The sequence below is a fragment of the Mesorhizobium sp. WSM4844 genome (assembly GCF_055811775.1).
Genome location: NZ_JBVVQB010000038.1, coordinates 26805 through 39969 on the forward strand (window position 1 = coordinate 26805; position 13165 = coordinate 39969).

Annotated in this window: 13 protein-coding genes and 1 pseudogene; 9 read left to right on the forward strand and 5 right to left on the reverse strand. The window is 61.6% G+C overall.

Features of this window, described 5'->3' with window-relative positions:
• The first annotated feature begins 816 nt into the window (after positions 1–816).
• The 5 genes from AC0L2A_RS24820 to dapB all read left to right on the forward strand — a co-directional run bounded on the left by AC0L2A_RS24820 (position 817) and on the right by dapB (position 4816).
• Positions 817–1254: a VOC family protein gene (locus AC0L2A_RS24820; protein WP_473611059.1), complete on the forward strand. Its 438-nt coding sequence runs from the start codon at positions 817–819 to the stop codon at positions 1252–1254.
• Positions 1255–1562: 308 nt separating this feature from the next.
• Complete coding sequence (locus AC0L2A_RS24825; RefSeq protein WP_473611060.1) at positions 1563–1847, forward strand: DUF982 domain-containing protein; 285 nt, start codon at positions 1563–1565, stop codon at positions 1845–1847.
• Positions 1848–2269: 422 nt separating this feature from the next.
• On the forward strand, positions 2270–2569 hold the full coding sequence (locus AC0L2A_RS24830) for a DUF1236 domain-containing protein (protein ID WP_091597134.1): 300 nt from the start codon (positions 2270–2272) through the stop codon (positions 2567–2569).
• A 441-nt stretch (positions 2570–3010) separates the two neighbouring features.
• Positions 3011–3889 carry a dienelactone hydrolase family protein gene (locus tag AC0L2A_RS24835; RefSeq protein ID WP_473611061.1) on the forward strand — a complete coding sequence of 293 codons (879 nt, stop codon included), beginning with the start codon at positions 3011–3013 and terminating at the stop codon, positions 3887–3889.
• A 144-nt stretch (positions 3890–4033) separates the two neighbouring features.
• Entirely contained in the window at positions 4034–4816 is a 783-nt protein-coding gene (gene dapB, locus AC0L2A_RS24840; protein WP_027156273.1) for a 4-hydroxy-tetrahydrodipicolinate reductase, read from the forward strand.
• Positions 4817–4893: 77 nt separating this feature from the next.
• On the opposite strand, the gene AC0L2A_RS24845 is transcribed toward dapB, so the two are convergent.
• Positions 4894–6015 (reverse strand): DUF2336 domain-containing protein, encoded by a 1122-nt coding sequence (locus AC0L2A_RS24845; RefSeq protein ID WP_473611062.1) that lies wholly within the window; start codon positions 6013–6015, stop codon positions 4894–4896.
• Positions 6016–6252: 237 nt separating this feature from the next.
• Here AC0L2A_RS24845 and AC0L2A_RS24850 point away from each other — a divergent pair, with 237 nt between their 5' ends.
• Both AC0L2A_RS24850 and AC0L2A_RS24855 read left to right on the forward strand, forming a co-directional pair.
• On the forward strand, positions 6253–6726 hold the full coding sequence (locus AC0L2A_RS24850) for a MaoC family dehydratase (RefSeq protein WP_461435579.1): 474 nt from the start codon (positions 6253–6255) through the stop codon (positions 6724–6726).
• A gap of 3 nt (positions 6727–6729) precedes the next feature.
• Positions 6730–7605 carry an HpcH/HpaI aldolase/citrate lyase family protein gene (locus AC0L2A_RS24855; RefSeq protein ID WP_091597117.1) on the forward strand — a complete coding sequence of 292 codons (876 nt, stop codon included), beginning with the start codon at positions 6730–6732 and terminating at the stop codon, positions 7603–7605.
• A gap of 17 nt (positions 7606–7622) precedes the next feature.
• On the opposite strand, the pseudogene AC0L2A_RS24860 reads toward AC0L2A_RS24855, so the two are convergent.
• Positions 7623–9082 (reverse strand): annotated as a pseudogene (locus AC0L2A_RS24860) (MFS transporter).
• A gap of 27 nt (positions 9083–9109) precedes the next feature.
• Here AC0L2A_RS24860 and AC0L2A_RS24865 point away from each other — a divergent pair.
• Positions 9110–9775: a TetR/AcrR family transcriptional regulator gene (locus tag AC0L2A_RS24865; RefSeq protein ID WP_473611064.1), complete on the forward strand. Its 666-nt coding sequence runs from the start codon at positions 9110–9112 to the stop codon at positions 9773–9775.
• Positions 9776–9825: 50 nt separating this feature from the next.
• On the opposite strand, the gene AC0L2A_RS24870 is transcribed toward AC0L2A_RS24865, so the two are convergent.
• Both AC0L2A_RS24870 and AC0L2A_RS24875 read right to left on the reverse strand, forming a co-directional pair.
• Positions 9826–10434 (reverse strand): flavin reductase family protein, encoded by a 609-nt coding sequence (locus tag AC0L2A_RS24870; RefSeq protein ID WP_473611065.1) that lies wholly within the window; start codon positions 10432–10434, stop codon positions 9826–9828.
• Positions 10435–11019 (reverse strand): nitroreductase family protein, encoded by a 585-nt coding sequence (locus AC0L2A_RS24875; protein WP_473611066.1) that lies wholly within the window; start codon positions 11017–11019, stop codon positions 10435–10437. It abuts the gene before it with no gap.
• 156 nt (positions 11020–11175) lie between these two features.
• Between AC0L2A_RS24875 and AC0L2A_RS24880 the strand changes: the two genes are divergently transcribed.
• The gene (locus AC0L2A_RS24880) at positions 11176–12141 is read left to right on the forward strand and encodes a hypothetical protein (protein ID WP_473611067.1); all 966 of its coding nucleotides are present in this window, start codon (positions 11176–11178) and stop codon (positions 12139–12141) included.
• Between the two features lie 48 nt (positions 12142–12189).
• Here the strand turns inward: AC0L2A_RS24880 and AC0L2A_RS24885 are convergent, their stop codons facing one another.
• The gene (locus tag AC0L2A_RS24885) at positions 12190–13128 is read right to left on the reverse strand and encodes a lysophospholipid acyltransferase family protein (RefSeq protein WP_473611069.1); all 939 of its coding nucleotides are present in this window, start codon (positions 13126–13128) and stop codon (positions 12190–12192) included.
• Between the last annotated feature and the right edge of the window lie 37 nt (positions 13129–13165).

Genomic DNA, 13165 nt, shown 5'->3' on the forward strand with positions numbered 1-13165 from the left:
CCGAGCGAAGCTCGGTCGGATGAGGGGTGTTCCAGCTTGGCAAAAACCGCACTCCGGCCAACACCCCTCTTCCGTCTCGGCGCTGCGCGCCGATCCACCTTCTCCCACAAGGGGAGAAGGCAAGACCGCGCTACCGCCACGGTTGCAAACTCTGGTCTCCGACATAAGAGATGGTGCTGTCGCAGACGGCGTTCAAATCCCACAGCACATCGAAGCGCACTGGCGATGGTCCGGTGGTCAGACATCCCAGTTGGCGCCCGTCCCGCGCAACGTCGTACGCGATCGTATTCCGCGAACCCCAGCTTGCCGCCTCGGACATCGGAACGAAAGGCGGATTCGCGAATTTCTACTGCTAATCGGAATCGTCGCCCATGAGGCTCGCGACCCTCCACCTTGAAACTGCGAGATACGGCGATGTATATCGCGCGGAAAGGCTCGCGCGGTTGAGGCAGCAAATGATCCGGCACATCAAGCGCACTGACGCCTCGGCTCAAAAAGTCGAGCAAGCGCTGGCTAGTTTGGCCGAAGCAAACGCATCCATGGACCGGCTCGCGCGGCATCAGTAGGGCCGCGCTCATGCGTGCCTCTGCATCGGCACGATTGTGCGGCGGGTTGTTCGGTTGCTGCATGTGGCGTTCTCACCACATCCGTTCGTGATGCCTGTCCTTAGCCCCGTGGGGCCGCAGAATTGTAGACATGTGGACACGACCGCACGTCCACATGTCATCATCTATCGGTGTTGGGGGCACCTCAAGCGTCCGCTGTTAGACTAGGCGACACCTTGTAGATTGGAACGACACCCAGGAGATTCGAAACATGGCGCTCAAGCGGATGGACAACGTAGGAATCGTCGTCGAAGACCTCGGAGGGACGATCGATTTTTTTCGCGAACTCGGCCTCGAGCTCGAAGGGCGGGCCACGATCGAGGGAGAATGGGCGGGACGTGTCACTGGACTGGGCGATCAGCGTGTCGAGATTGCCATGATGCGCATACCGGACGGCCACAGCCGGCTCGAGCTCTCCCGCTTCCTCACGCCGCCTGTCGTCGCAGATCACCGGAACGCCCCGGTCAACGCCTTCGGCTACCTCCGCGTCATGTTCGCCGTGGACGACATCGACGAGACGCTTGAAAGGCTCCGCACGCGCGGCGCGCAGCTCGAAGGCGAAGTAGTCCAGTATAAAGACGCGTATCGGCTCTGCTACATCCGTGGGCCTGAAGGGCTCCTCATCGGACTAGCCCAAGAACTCAGCTGAGCGCAATACGAAGACAAATGGCGAAGAGTGACGAATGCCAGCGAGCGCGTCCGAGGCCGACCCGCCTGTTCGACGTCCATCCCTCCACGGTCGGCCGCGTTACACGCATGCAATTATCGCAACGTGGGCATGCTGCCACGAAACGGCGCCTCGCGCCTTTGCTCGACCGCATCGACGTCCTGAATCTTGGCGGCGGTTAGGGCCTGGCATGGCCGTTCGCGTCGGGCAGCGGCGCCCTGAATTCACGACGATGCAACCACCGCCATGTCTTCGCGTTTAACCGCCTTCACTCTTGGGGAGCGACGAAAATGACGGCGTTTGTCCCGATTACAATCTACCTGAATCACAGGCCGATGGTGGTCGCGTCGATAGCCGACGCTGCGAAAGCGCTTCAGCAACCATGGCCATTCATGGACAAGCCGTCCCGGCTTGAAGCAATCCGAATGATCGAGGAATGCCTGGCCGGACATCGCAGTCACCAAGCTGCGTTCGCCGCCTTCGAGGCGGCTGCAACAGAACAGGGACTTCATAAGCAGAAGCCCCCAAGCGAAGGCCTCAAGAAATTCGACGGGGTTGCTGAAGATCTGATGTGAGGTGATGCCCGCCCTCGCCACCTTGGAACCGCTGACAGGCCCCGCCTAGGCGGACGTGGTCAGGACCACCCGCAAATCGAGGAATGGCGGTGGTCTCTTGCTGCGCATTCCCTAGCTAACGACGATTCCAATTGTCAGGAACGCGATGGAGACGGGGAAGACCGGACCGAATAACCAGTGGGCTTGGTGGACGCTATTTTCCATAGGCTCCTCCCGTGAACTCACAGTGAGCAACGACTACGGGCAGCCGCGGTTCCGGATGGTGCGATGTCCAGTCTGTTGCGCGAACAGTGAGACTTGGGTCCTGTCTGAGATCGGCCCGAAGCTCCCAGCCAAAGGAACTTTTGCAGCTGCTGCGGGTTCGGTGAGTATCGCGCGTGACAATGCTGTTCGGCGCGAGAGGACTCACATAGGAGGCAACTATGAAAATGCGACTTTCCACTGCAGCCGCAGGATTTCTGCTGCTGGCAGGTATCGGCGCTGCTGCCGCTCAGGACGTAGTCATCGAGCCTGAACAGGAGACCGTCATCAGGGAATATGTGAAGAAGCAGCCGCTCGCATCGGTGAAGGTCCCTGGGATAGAGCTCAATATCGGCTCAACGCTGCCCGAGACGGTCGAGCTTCATGAAGTTCCCGACACCAAATACAGTTACGTGATGGTCGACAACCGGACCGTTGTCGTTGATCCAGGCACACGCAAGATCATCAAAGTCATCGAGTGACCTAAGCGACTGGGATCACAGCCCGCGGTGCCGAAAGGTATAGCAGGACACTAAATCTGGAAGTCGGTCTGATCCAACAGACCATTGCCAGTCCTCTCCCGTAGGCAATGGTCTGTCGGCTCATCCGGTAACTTGCGGCCCAACCCAACGCATTGGGGGTGCAACGGTTTCGCGCGGCTATGCCGGGTCTCGTTATCGGTCAATCTCATTGCTGATTTCGCTCTCGTTCTCTTTCAATCTCTTTAGGTTCCTCTTCGTCGAACTTGACCGTCTCGGTATCAGCCTTGCCGAGACGGTGCGGCGGGGGAGCCAATAGCTGCTTAGCGCCCAGGAGCGGTCGTTAAAGCGATCAAGGTCGAGCGGCCGAAGCCGACCCATTGAAGACGTTGCCGGTCAGCGCATAAGCTCGGTCGATAAGAAGTCTAAGGGACTGGAGCCGAGATGCACACCCGCTGGATCGACTTTGGCCTACCAGCCTTCCTTCGAACTGCAGCCAGACTACTCTTGTGCGGTATCATTGGTTGTCTTGGAGTTTTTCATTCGAATGCCGACCAGTTGGTGAAGTTCAAAAGCGCCACATTCCAGCCGACACCGTTTCAGACGCGCATGGCGCGGCAGCGTGGCGAAGAACCAAAGGTTTTTCCCGGCGCGCCGATACAGGGATTCCTGACACGCCCAGCAGGGGATGGACCGTTCCCGGCTGTCGTCCTGCTTCACGGCTGTGCCGGCCTTGGCCTCTGGGAAAGAGAGGCCTGGTCAAGGAAATTGTCGTCCTGGGGGTATGTCGTATTGGCCGTCGACAGTTTCACGACGCGCGGCATCCGGCATTCCTGCGACCGGCTGTTTTACGATCGGGTCAACGACGCCTACGGTGCCTTGGAATTCCTGACGACGCTCGGCTTCGTCGACTCTCGACGCGTCGCGGTAATGGGGTTCTCCGCTGGCGGAATCGCTGTGCTGCAAGCCGTCCAGCTTGGCGCTGCGGAAGCGCTTATGAAGCAGAAATTCCAAGCTGCGATTGCCTACTATCCCTCATGCTCGGTGACGAGTGGTGAGATGGCCGTTCCGACCTTGATCCTAGTCGGCGAACGCGACGATTGGACCCCGGCGGCGGCCTGCCGGAAAATGATGGAGCAACGCAGCGGCAAAGGGAGCCCCGTCAAACTCATCGTCTACCCGGACGCCACGCACTCATTCGACGCCGAGAACCTGAAAACGGGCATCTTGTCCTTCGGCCACTTCCTCCAATACAATGAACTCGCCGCCAATCGCTCGTTTCAGGATTCACATGTTTTCCTGAGTGAAACGCTTGGACACTGATCCAGACAGACACTTGTGCCGCAAGGCCGCTTGCCATCACTCCGTTGCGGACCGTAGACGTTGTCGCGATGGGCCACTTCTGCGACGGTACAAAATCGATACGAAACCGTCGAGTTTAATCTGGATGTTGCTAAGGGAAGAACATTGGTGCCTGCTATTAGAATCGCTGTCGCTGGCGCGCAGGGTCACATGGGCAGAGCATTACTAGCTGCTGTGGCCGCAGCACCTGCCTTTTCGCTCGTAGGAGGCTTCGGACGCCCCGAAAAAGTCGTCGACGGATTGATTGATGTTGACGCAGCGCTCCGCGCTGCGGATGTCGTCGTGGATTTCACGACCGGCCAAGCATCGGCGGCGCTTGCAGAAAAGTGCGCCGCGATGGGTCGACCAGCAATGGTGATCGGCGCAACAGGGTTTGAGGACACTCACCTCGCTCGGATCGCCGAGGCGGCACGTAAAATAGCGATCGTGCGTTCAGGCAACTTCTCCCTTGGCGTGAACATGCTGGTGGGCCTAGTTGAGCGCGCCGCGCGCTCTTTCCCAGCTGAAGTTTGGGATATCGAGGTCCATGAAGCTCACCATCGCCGGAAGATCGATGCACCATCTGGAACGGCGCTGATGCTAGGCGAAGCAGCGGCCAGTGGTCGGGGCGTTCCGCTTGCTCCCGTCGAACGGCGCGGGCGCGATGGTATTATTGGCGAGCGAGCGCTTGGTGAAATCGGGTTTTCCGTATTGCGAGGCGGCGGCATCATTGGAGAGCATAGTGTGGTATTTGCCGCCGACGAAGAGATTCTGACACTGTCGCATTCCGCTTTGGATCGCGGCATGTTCGCGCGCGGTGCGTTGACTGCCGCACGCTGGGTTTCAGACCATGAACCCGGCGAATACGACATGCAGGACGTTCTCGGGTTGTCGCCAATCTCCCGCTGAGTTTGCAACTGCCGCAAGGACTGCTCTTCACCCATTGCTGCAATTCGATTTGGGTATCAACCGTCAGATTTTCACCACTAGGCAGCAGCGATCGCCAGCGCGTGACCGCGCGCGTTTTCGCGCAGCGCATCGAGGTGGATCGATTTGACCAATCCGGCGAGATCGCCTTCGGGGGACTGCCCGCCCAATTCCTTCAGCATCAGCCAGCTGACTTCCTGGACGCCGGCGAGGCGCTTGCCATTGGCGACCTCCCGCCAGACCTTCAGCGCGCGCAGGATGATGGCGTGCGTGGCCGCGGCCAGGCCAGCGCTGCGGAGCAGCGCCTGCAGCGCCACGTCGTGCCCGCCGGCCAGCAGCGCCCTCACCCGTTGTTCGGATTGCTGGCTGAGCGCGACCAGCGCCGAGCCGAAGAAATCGACCTTGCCGTGCGCGATGGTGCGAATGATGAAGCTTGCGGTCAGGTCGCCGCGCAGGCGCAGATGCTCGATGAGCGCCGCATGTTCTTCCTGGCGCGTGCCTTCGATCAGCGTCAGGGAAGCCTTGACGCAGGCGTCGCGCATGACGCGCTCGGTTCTGGCACGGCCCATCAGCGCCAGGACCAGCGGCGAACCCTTGAGCGTTTCACCAAGTTTTATTAGCAGCATATGCCGGCAGTCAGCGGGCAGACGCGCATCCGATATCAGCGCTTCGCGCAGCGAAGGCAGATGGCCATGGCGTTCGGCGATACGGCGGAAGCTGAGCGAAGCGATGTCGGCGCCGCTGTTGGCGAGAAGCGTGGCGCAGGCTTCCGGCTCGCCGATTTCGGCGATCGCGGCGGCGACCGCCATGGAGACGCGCGGACGATCGGCGATCAGTTTCTGGATCGCCTTCTGGCCGCCGGCAACCCGGTCGATCAGATCGGCATCGGTAAGCAGCGGCGAACGTGCCAGCACCAGGCTGGCGACTTCCGGCTGATCGGACGCCAGCGCGCTGATGATCTGCAGCGGCGCGTGATGGCTCATCGACAGCGCCTCTGCCATCGCCAGCCGCACTTTCGACGAGGTATCGTCGAGCAGCAGCGTCAGCGCCGCCTCCGCCGCGCAGCGATCCTCGAAAGGCAGTTCGGCATTGATGTAGGCGCGAGCCAATGCGCTTGCTGCCGCGGCGCGCTCAGAGACCCTTGCCGTATGAATCCATTTCAGGAAATGCGAAACAACCATGCCGTCCGCTATGCCCCTAGCCCGAGTCCGTTCCCGCCCCAGTGAAGACCGTAGGCAGAAATGGTTTACGAACGGTTCACCATCTTTGTTAACTGCCCCTCTTTGTTAACTGGCTTGCGAGCGCGGTAGGCAGCGCCTATCAACCCTTAGAGCGACTTGCGCGCTTTCGGACGCACAAAGCACGCTAACACTTTGAAGCATCGTGCTTTCCAAAAATCGATTCCGATTTTCGGGGCGATGCGGCAGCGGAGGAGATCGACCATGGCCGGGCTTTATCTGGAAGAGTTCGTCGTCGGCCACGTCTTCCAGCACACGCTGCGGAAAACCGTCACCGAAAGCGACAACATGCTGTTCTCGGTAATGACGCTGAACCCGCAGCCGCTGCACATCGATTTCGATTTCGCCGCCAAAAGCGAATGGGGCAAGCCGCTGGTCAATTCGCTGTTCACGCTGGGCCTGATGATCGGTATTTCGGTGAACGACATCACCGTCGGCACCACCGTCGCCAATCTCGGCATGAAGGAGACGGTGTTTCCGCATCCGGTCTTCCACGGCGACACCATCCGCGTCGAGACGACGGTGGTGTCGGTGCGCGACTCCAGGTCGAAGCCGGACCGCGGCATCGTCGAATTCGAGCACCGCGCCTACAACCAGGACGACGTGCTCGTCGCCAAATGCACGAGGCAGGCGATGATGATGAAGAAGGCCTGACCGATGCGCTCGCTGCTGTTCGTTCCCGGCGATTCGGAAAAGAAGCTGGAAAAGGCGATTGGCGCCGACGCCGACGTGGTCATCGTCGATCTCGAGGATTCGGTCGCGCCACAAAACAAAACCTTGGCCCGCGATATCGCCGCACGCTTCATCACCGAACACGGGCATCAAACCAGTTCCGCAATCTATGTCCGCATCAACGATCTCTCTACCGGCCTGGCGGATGACGATCTGGCGGCACTCGTGCCAGTGAAACCCGACGGCATCATGCTGCCGAAGTCGAACAGCGGACAGGATGTCCAGCAGCTCTCGGCCAAGCTCAGGGTGCACGAGGCCGAAAGCGGGGTGCCGGACGGTGCGATAAAAATCCTGCCGATCATCACCGAAACAGCTGCCGGCGTGCTGGCGGCCGCGAGCTACGCCAAGGCAAGTGCGCGGCTTGTCGGCGTGACCTGGGGTGCGGAAGATCTCTCGGCAGCAATCGGCGCGCGCACGGCCCGCGACGAGAATGGCCGCTACACCGATGTGTTCCGCTTCGCCCGCACCATGACCATCCTCGCCGCCGGTGCCGCGGAAGTCGCGGCGATCGACACGGTTTTCCCAGATTTTCGCGACATGACCGGCTTCGCGGCGGAATGCGCCGAGGCCGAGCGCGACGGCTTCACCGGCAAGATGGCGATCCATCCGGCGCAGGTGCCTGTCATCAACGCCGCCTTCACGCCGTCGACCGAGGCGGTGAAACACTCCCTGGCAATCGTCCAGGCATTCGAGGCGGCTGGAAATCCCGGCGTCGTCGGCATCGGCGGCAAGATGTACGACCGGCCGCATCTCAAGCTGGCCGAGAGGCTTCTGGCACGCGCCAGGGCGGCGGGGATCTAACTCCCTGGCAGCGGAGGTCATTCGGGCAATTTTCTCGGCAGCCAGAGCCACGCGATGATGCCAGTTGCAAGGGTCAGCAGACCGCCGGCGCCGACCGCGACATGTAAACCAGTGAGGAAGGCTTCGTTGGCCCGCACGATAATCTCAGGGTCCGACTGATCAAGTGTTTCGTTGAGCGTGCCGGCCACGCCGGGACCCAACAGCCGGAAGCTCAGCGCGGCCAACGATCCGAGCAGGGAAATTCCCAGCGCATTGCCGAGTTCGTTGCTGGTCTCGGCAATCGAACTCGCCGCACCGGCTCGTTCGGCAGGAACGGCCGACACCGCTATCTCGGCCACCAGGCTAAAGGACAACCCATATCCGACGCCAGCGATCATGGTCGAGGCGATAAAGGCCGCGATTCCGACCTCGGTGGTCGTGAACAGCAGCAGGAGGACGCCGACGCCGATGAGCAGATGTGTGGCAACAAGGGCAGTTTTGCGGCCGATCCGCTCGACGATGCGAGCGGTGCCCACGCAAGTCGCCGTCAGCACGATCGCGCCTGGCAGCGTCAGCAGCGCAGCGTTGAAAACATCAAAGCCCAGCACCGATTGCAGATAGATGCCGGATAGATATCCGGTGGCCGACCAGACAACCAGCGTAAGAAGGCCGGTCAGGATGGCGATGGAGAAAATGCGGTCTCGGAACAGGTCCAGGTCGAGCAGCGGGTAGTCAATCCTGCTCTGTCTGCGCACGAACAACCCAATGGCAAGGATGCCGACGATGCCGATGGTCAACAGTGTCGGCGTGAACCCATGCGCCGCAGCGCTCTTGAGCGAATATGTGAACAACAGGATACCAGCGAAGGAAAAGATGAGGCTTATCAGATCGATTCGCCCGTAGGCAGTCGAACGCACCTCCTGCAGCAGTACCGGTGCACACATCAGGAAGCCGATCACGACGGGGACATTGATCAGAAACACGGCGCCCCACTCGAATTGCCGCAACAGCAGGCCGCCGATGACAGGCCCGATGGCGAATCCAGCGGCAAAAGTCGCCGCAAAAATCCCGATCGCCTGAGCGCGCGTGCGCGGATCGGGGAACAGCGAGCTCACGATTGCCAGCCCGGAGGGCAACAGTGTCGCGCCGCCCAATCCCATTAGGGCGCGTGAGGCGATCAGGCTTTCAGACGTTTGCGAATAGGCTGCGCCGAGCGATCCAGCACCGAAGACCACCGCGCCGATCATGATCAGCTTCAGCCGCCCAAAACGGTCGCCGATATTGCCGAAGACGATCAGCAGCGATCCAACCACGAAACCGTAGATGTCGAGAATCCAGAGTGCTTGGTCGGCGGTCGGCGTGATGGCCGACGTACACGCGGCATGGCGAGATAGAGTATCGAGCCGTCCATGGCTACGAGCAGGACCAGGGGCAAGACAGCCATGAGGCCCAACCATGCCCTGCGGTTGGTCGGGCGTACAAGTGAAGTATCGGTCATAAGGCACACAAATCCTCTGCGTGCGGCATGCGAAGGCGTGCCGCTTCGGCCGCCGGGGGGAACGCCGGCGGATGGTTGCGATCGAAGAGCGAACTCTATAGCCAAGCCGCTGAGAAACGCGTTCGTCTCAGTCGCGAGCAGCGGCTAAGCCAACTTCTTGAGGTGGCGAGGCGCCTGGTTCGCGACGAAGGCACCGACGCTTTGACACTGCCGCGCCTGGCCGAACAGGCCGGTGTCGCCAAGCCGGTGGTCTATGACCATTTCCGGACGCGCAACGGTTTGCTGACCGCCCTCTATCAGGATTTCGACGCGCGCCAGACGGCGCTGATCGACGCCGCTCTTGAAGGAAGTGCTCCGGGTTTGGAGGAGAAAGCTTCTGTCATCGCATCGTCTTACGTCGAATGCGTGCTGGCCCAGGGCCGTGAGATCCCCGGCGTGCTGGCCGCGCTGGCAGGCTCGCCCGAACTGGAGACCGTCAAGCGGGACTACCAACTGGATTTTATCGAGAGGTGCCGAAAGGTGTTGGCACCGTATATCGGGCCAAGTGGGGTTATGCAGGCCGGTTTTTGGGCGATGCTGGGCGCGGCCGATACCTTGTCCAATGCTGCCGCGACGGGAGAGATCACCGCTCAACAGGCGCAGGACGAACTTTACCAGACGATCGTTGCGATGATCGAGAGAAGCAATCGTTGACGCATGCATCCTGGCCAAAGGGTTCCACCCAATCCATCGGAGATCAGGTTCTAATCCCTTCCCCAATGAGGCCGGCGCATCGAGAAGATCTCGCTGACGCTGGCATAATCCATATAGCCGAGACGGCCGACATTGCCCGCCCTGACGATATCGAAGATGCCGTCCTTCAGGAAGGCATCGTCGATATGCACACCGACGACTTCGCCGGCAACGACGATGGCGCCGGTCGGTGTCCCGTCCAGCGCCTTTGGACGCATGATCTCCGTCACCCGGCATTCAAGCGCCGCGGGCGCCGCCGCCACGCGGGGTGGCGCAACCAGCCGCGACGGCGCCATGGCGAGATCGGCATAGTCGAATTCGGTGACGCCGCGCGGCGCATCGACTGCGGTGCGGACCATTTTTTCAGCGAGATCGCGGCTGACGAGATTGGCGACGAACTCGCCCGTTTCTTCGGCGAAGGTGGCGCTGTCCTTCTCGCCTTCGGACGAAAACCAGACGATGAAGGGCCGCGTCGAAAAAGCATTGAAGAACGAATAGGGGGCGAGGTTGACCTCGCCGGCCTTGTTCACCGTCGAGATCCAGCCGATCGGCCGTGGCGCCACGATCGCCTTGGACGGATCATGCGGCAGCCCATGCCCCTTTGCCGGCTCGTAGAACATTCAGCCCACCCATGGCCCTGCATAATCGCCATAGAGTTTTGCCGGATCCGGCCGCGGCCGCTCCGGCGCCGGCCCCTGATAGGAGCCGATATGGATGAAGCCGACCACCCTCTCATGCGGCGCCAGCCCCAGGATCGCCCTGCCCTCCGGCACGTCGGAATACCAGTTGCTGATCATGTTGGTGCCATAGCCCAGCGCATTGGCTGATAGCATCAGGTTCATCGCCGCCATGCCGCCGGACAGGAACATTTCCCATTGCGGGATTTTTGGGTTCTCCTTCGGGCTCGACACCACGCCGATCACCAGAGGCGCGCGCGAAAAACGCGCCAGTTCCTGGTTATGGCGGCCTTCCGGCAGCGGCCCTTCGCGCTGTGCGGCAAGGGCTGCCAGCTTCTTGCCGATCTCGACGCGCGCCTCGCCCCGGTAGAGGATGAAGCGCCAGGGCTCGAGCCGACCGTGGTCCGGCACCCGCGAGGCGGCTGCAATCATCGTCGCGATGTGAGCGTCGCTGGGCGCCGGTTCCTTCAACTCCGGGATCGGCGCGGAATTTCGGGTCAGCAGAAAGTCGATGATCGGCGACGCCATGGGCGCAAGTCTCCTTGGAATTTGAGCTGAAGCGCACCATCGGGGCATCGGGCGGCTCGGGCTTGGCGCGGCGCGCCGCACAAAGAGCCCTCCAGTAGAAGCTGATCGGACTTTTGAGCCTTGAAATTGCCACCGCCTTGGGCTTCAACGCAAGCCATGTTTGAGGGGACATCGCGACTTTTCCCGATCTGGCTCGCAGCCGCACTGTTGATGGTGCCGGTTTCGCTTGCCGTCGCGCAGGATGCGGACGGCCTCGGTGATCTGAAACTTCCCGGAATGTCGAACTATGCGCCCCCAAAAAGCGAGGCACCGCTGGCAGCGGCAAGCAGCGGGGCGATCACGCTGTCGGCGCAATTGACCGACAAGGGCGCCGACATCACACGCGGCATCGTCTGGCGCGTCTTCAAGCCTGACGCCACCGGCGACGGCAAGCTGCCGATGGTCGCTTCCGCCCATGGCGGCAGCGCGGTGTTCCAGCTCGAGCCCGGCAGCTATCTGGTCCACGCCTCTTACGGCCGGGCCGGAGCCACCAAGCGCATCACCGTCGGCAAGGACGCCAAGCGCGAAAGCCTCGTGCTCGATGCCGGCGGACTCAAGCTCGACGCCGTGCTGTCAGGCGGGGTGCGCATACCGCCGAAGAAATTGCGCTTTTCGATCTATGAAGGCCAGGCCGAGGCCAATCACGATCGCGCCCTGATCATACCCGACGTCGAGCCGAACAGCGTCGTGCGGCTGAACGCGGGCGTCTATCACGTCGTCTCGACTTATGGCTCGGTGAATGCGGTCATCCGCTCCGACATCCGCGTCGAGGCCGGCAAGCTGACCGAAGCAGCCGTCGAGCATCGTGCGGCGGAGATGACCATGAAGCTGGTGCGCGAGCCGGGCGGAGAGGCGATCGCCGACACCTCCTGGTCGTTGCTCAACGAATCCGGCGATCCCATCCAGGAAACCGTCGGCGCCTTTGCTTCGATGGTGCTTGCCGAGGGCGACTACACCATCATCGCCAAGAACCGCGACCGCATCTACCAGAAAGATTTTGCGGTCGTGGCCGGGCAGAACCAGGAAATACAGGTTTTGGCCACGGAGGCCTCGGCGATCGATCCTCAGGAAGGCGCGGACTAGACGTCCGAACCCTGTGCGGGAACCGGTCCAGCAGCGTATGATTGCCGATCAAGCCGCGTTACGCATGCGTTGCGGCAGAAACTGGCCGCGGCCGCGCGATTCGGCCGGAGCCAGATCGAAGACAGCCCGGTAAAGCCGCTCGAGCAAAGCCTTGCGGTCGCCCACCTGCTCCAGTTCGTCCCATCCCAGCACGTCGCCGACGCGCACGTCGATCGATTTGCCGGACAGCCGACCGAATTCGTGGATGAGCAGCGAAGTACGCAGGGTCAGCGAAGCCCTGCCGACGAACTTCGCGACGCGCCCGTCACGCTCGGCCAGGTTCATGGGTCCGCTGACCAGGTGGAACAGCCGCCCGTTCTGGCCGGAAAAGTGCATTGGGACAACCGACGCCTTGGCATCCCTAACGAGACGGGCCGGAAACATCTTCCACGGCAGGTCGCGCGCCCGGCCAAAACCTTTCGGCGCGGTGGCGACGCCGCCCGCGGGGAAGACGACGATGATGACGCCGTCTTTCAGCAGCCGCACCGCCTCATGGCGCACCGCCATGTTGTTCCTGAGCGCGTCCTTGGTCTCGGAAAAGTCGATCGGCAGCGAATAGGGCTCCATCTCGCGGATCTTGAGCAGATCCTTGTGGATCATGACACGGAACGGGCGCTGAAGCTGCTCGGCCAGCGACAGCACCGCAATGCCGTCGCCGATGCCGAACGGGTGGTTGGCGACGATCACCAGCGGCGTGTCAGGCAATTTTTCCGGCGGCCATTGGCCGGTGGTCCGCACCCTGACATCGATCAGCTCCAGCATGCGGCTGAACACGCGCTCGCCGCTCGGCGCCACATGGCGGCGCCAAAAGTCATAGAGCGCCCCGAAGCGGTCGCGGCCGGACAGGCCTTCGATGGAGTGGATGAACCAGCGCGTCAATGCCGGCTGATGCGGGCTGGCATAGGAAAGCTCGGGAAACGGTCTTTCGCGCATCTTCAGCTTGAGCATGAGGCTCGTTACTAGGCTGGCGTGACAAGCGTATGAA

Excerpts from the sequence above, each read along its gene's own strand:
- AC0L2A_RS24820 (WP_473611059.1), top strand. The coding sequence starts at position 817 with ATGGCGCTCAAGCGGATGGACAACGTAGGAATCGTCGTCGAAGACCTC.
- AC0L2A_RS24835 (WP_473611061.1), top strand. The coding sequence starts at position 3,011 with ATGCACACCCGCTGGATCGACTTTGGCCTACCAGCCTTCCTTCGAACT.
- AC0L2A_RS24880 (WP_473611067.1), top strand. The coding sequence starts at position 11,176 with ATGTTTGAGGGGACATCGCGACTTTTCCCGATCTGGCTCGCAGCCGCA.
- AC0L2A_RS24865 (WP_473611064.1), top strand. The coding sequence starts at position 9,110 with ATGCGAAGGCGTGCCGCTTCGGCCGCCGGGGGGAACGCCGGCGGATGG.
- AC0L2A_RS24830 (WP_091597134.1), top strand. The coding sequence starts at position 2,270 with ATGAAAATGCGACTTTCCACTGCAGCCGCAGGATTTCTGCTGCTGGCA.
- AC0L2A_RS24870 (WP_473611065.1), bottom strand. The coding sequence starts at position 10,434 with ATGTTCTACGAGCCGGCAAAGGGGCATGGGCTGCCGCATGATCCGTCC.
- AC0L2A_RS24885 (WP_473611069.1), bottom strand. The coding sequence starts at position 13,128 with ATGCTCAAGCTGAAGATGCGCGAAAGACCGTTTCCCGAGCTTTCCTAT.
- AC0L2A_RS24825 (WP_473611060.1), top strand. The coding sequence starts at position 1,563 with ATGACGGCGTTTGTCCCGATTACAATCTACCTGAATCACAGGCCGATG.
- AC0L2A_RS24845 (WP_473611062.1), bottom strand. The coding sequence starts at position 6,015 with ATGGTTGTTTCGCATTTCCTGAAATGGATTCATACGGCAAGGGTCTCT.
- AC0L2A_RS24850 (WP_461435579.1), top strand. The coding sequence starts at position 6,253 with ATGCGGCAGCGGAGGAGATCGACCATGGCCGGGCTTTATCTGGAAGAG.
- AC0L2A_RS24855 (WP_091597117.1), top strand. The coding sequence starts at position 6,730 with ATGCGCTCGCTGCTGTTCGTTCCCGGCGATTCGGAAAAGAAGCTGGAA.
- AC0L2A_RS24875 (WP_473611066.1), bottom strand. The coding sequence starts at position 11,019 with ATGGCGTCGCCGATCATCGACTTTCTGCTGACCCGAAATTCCGCGCCG.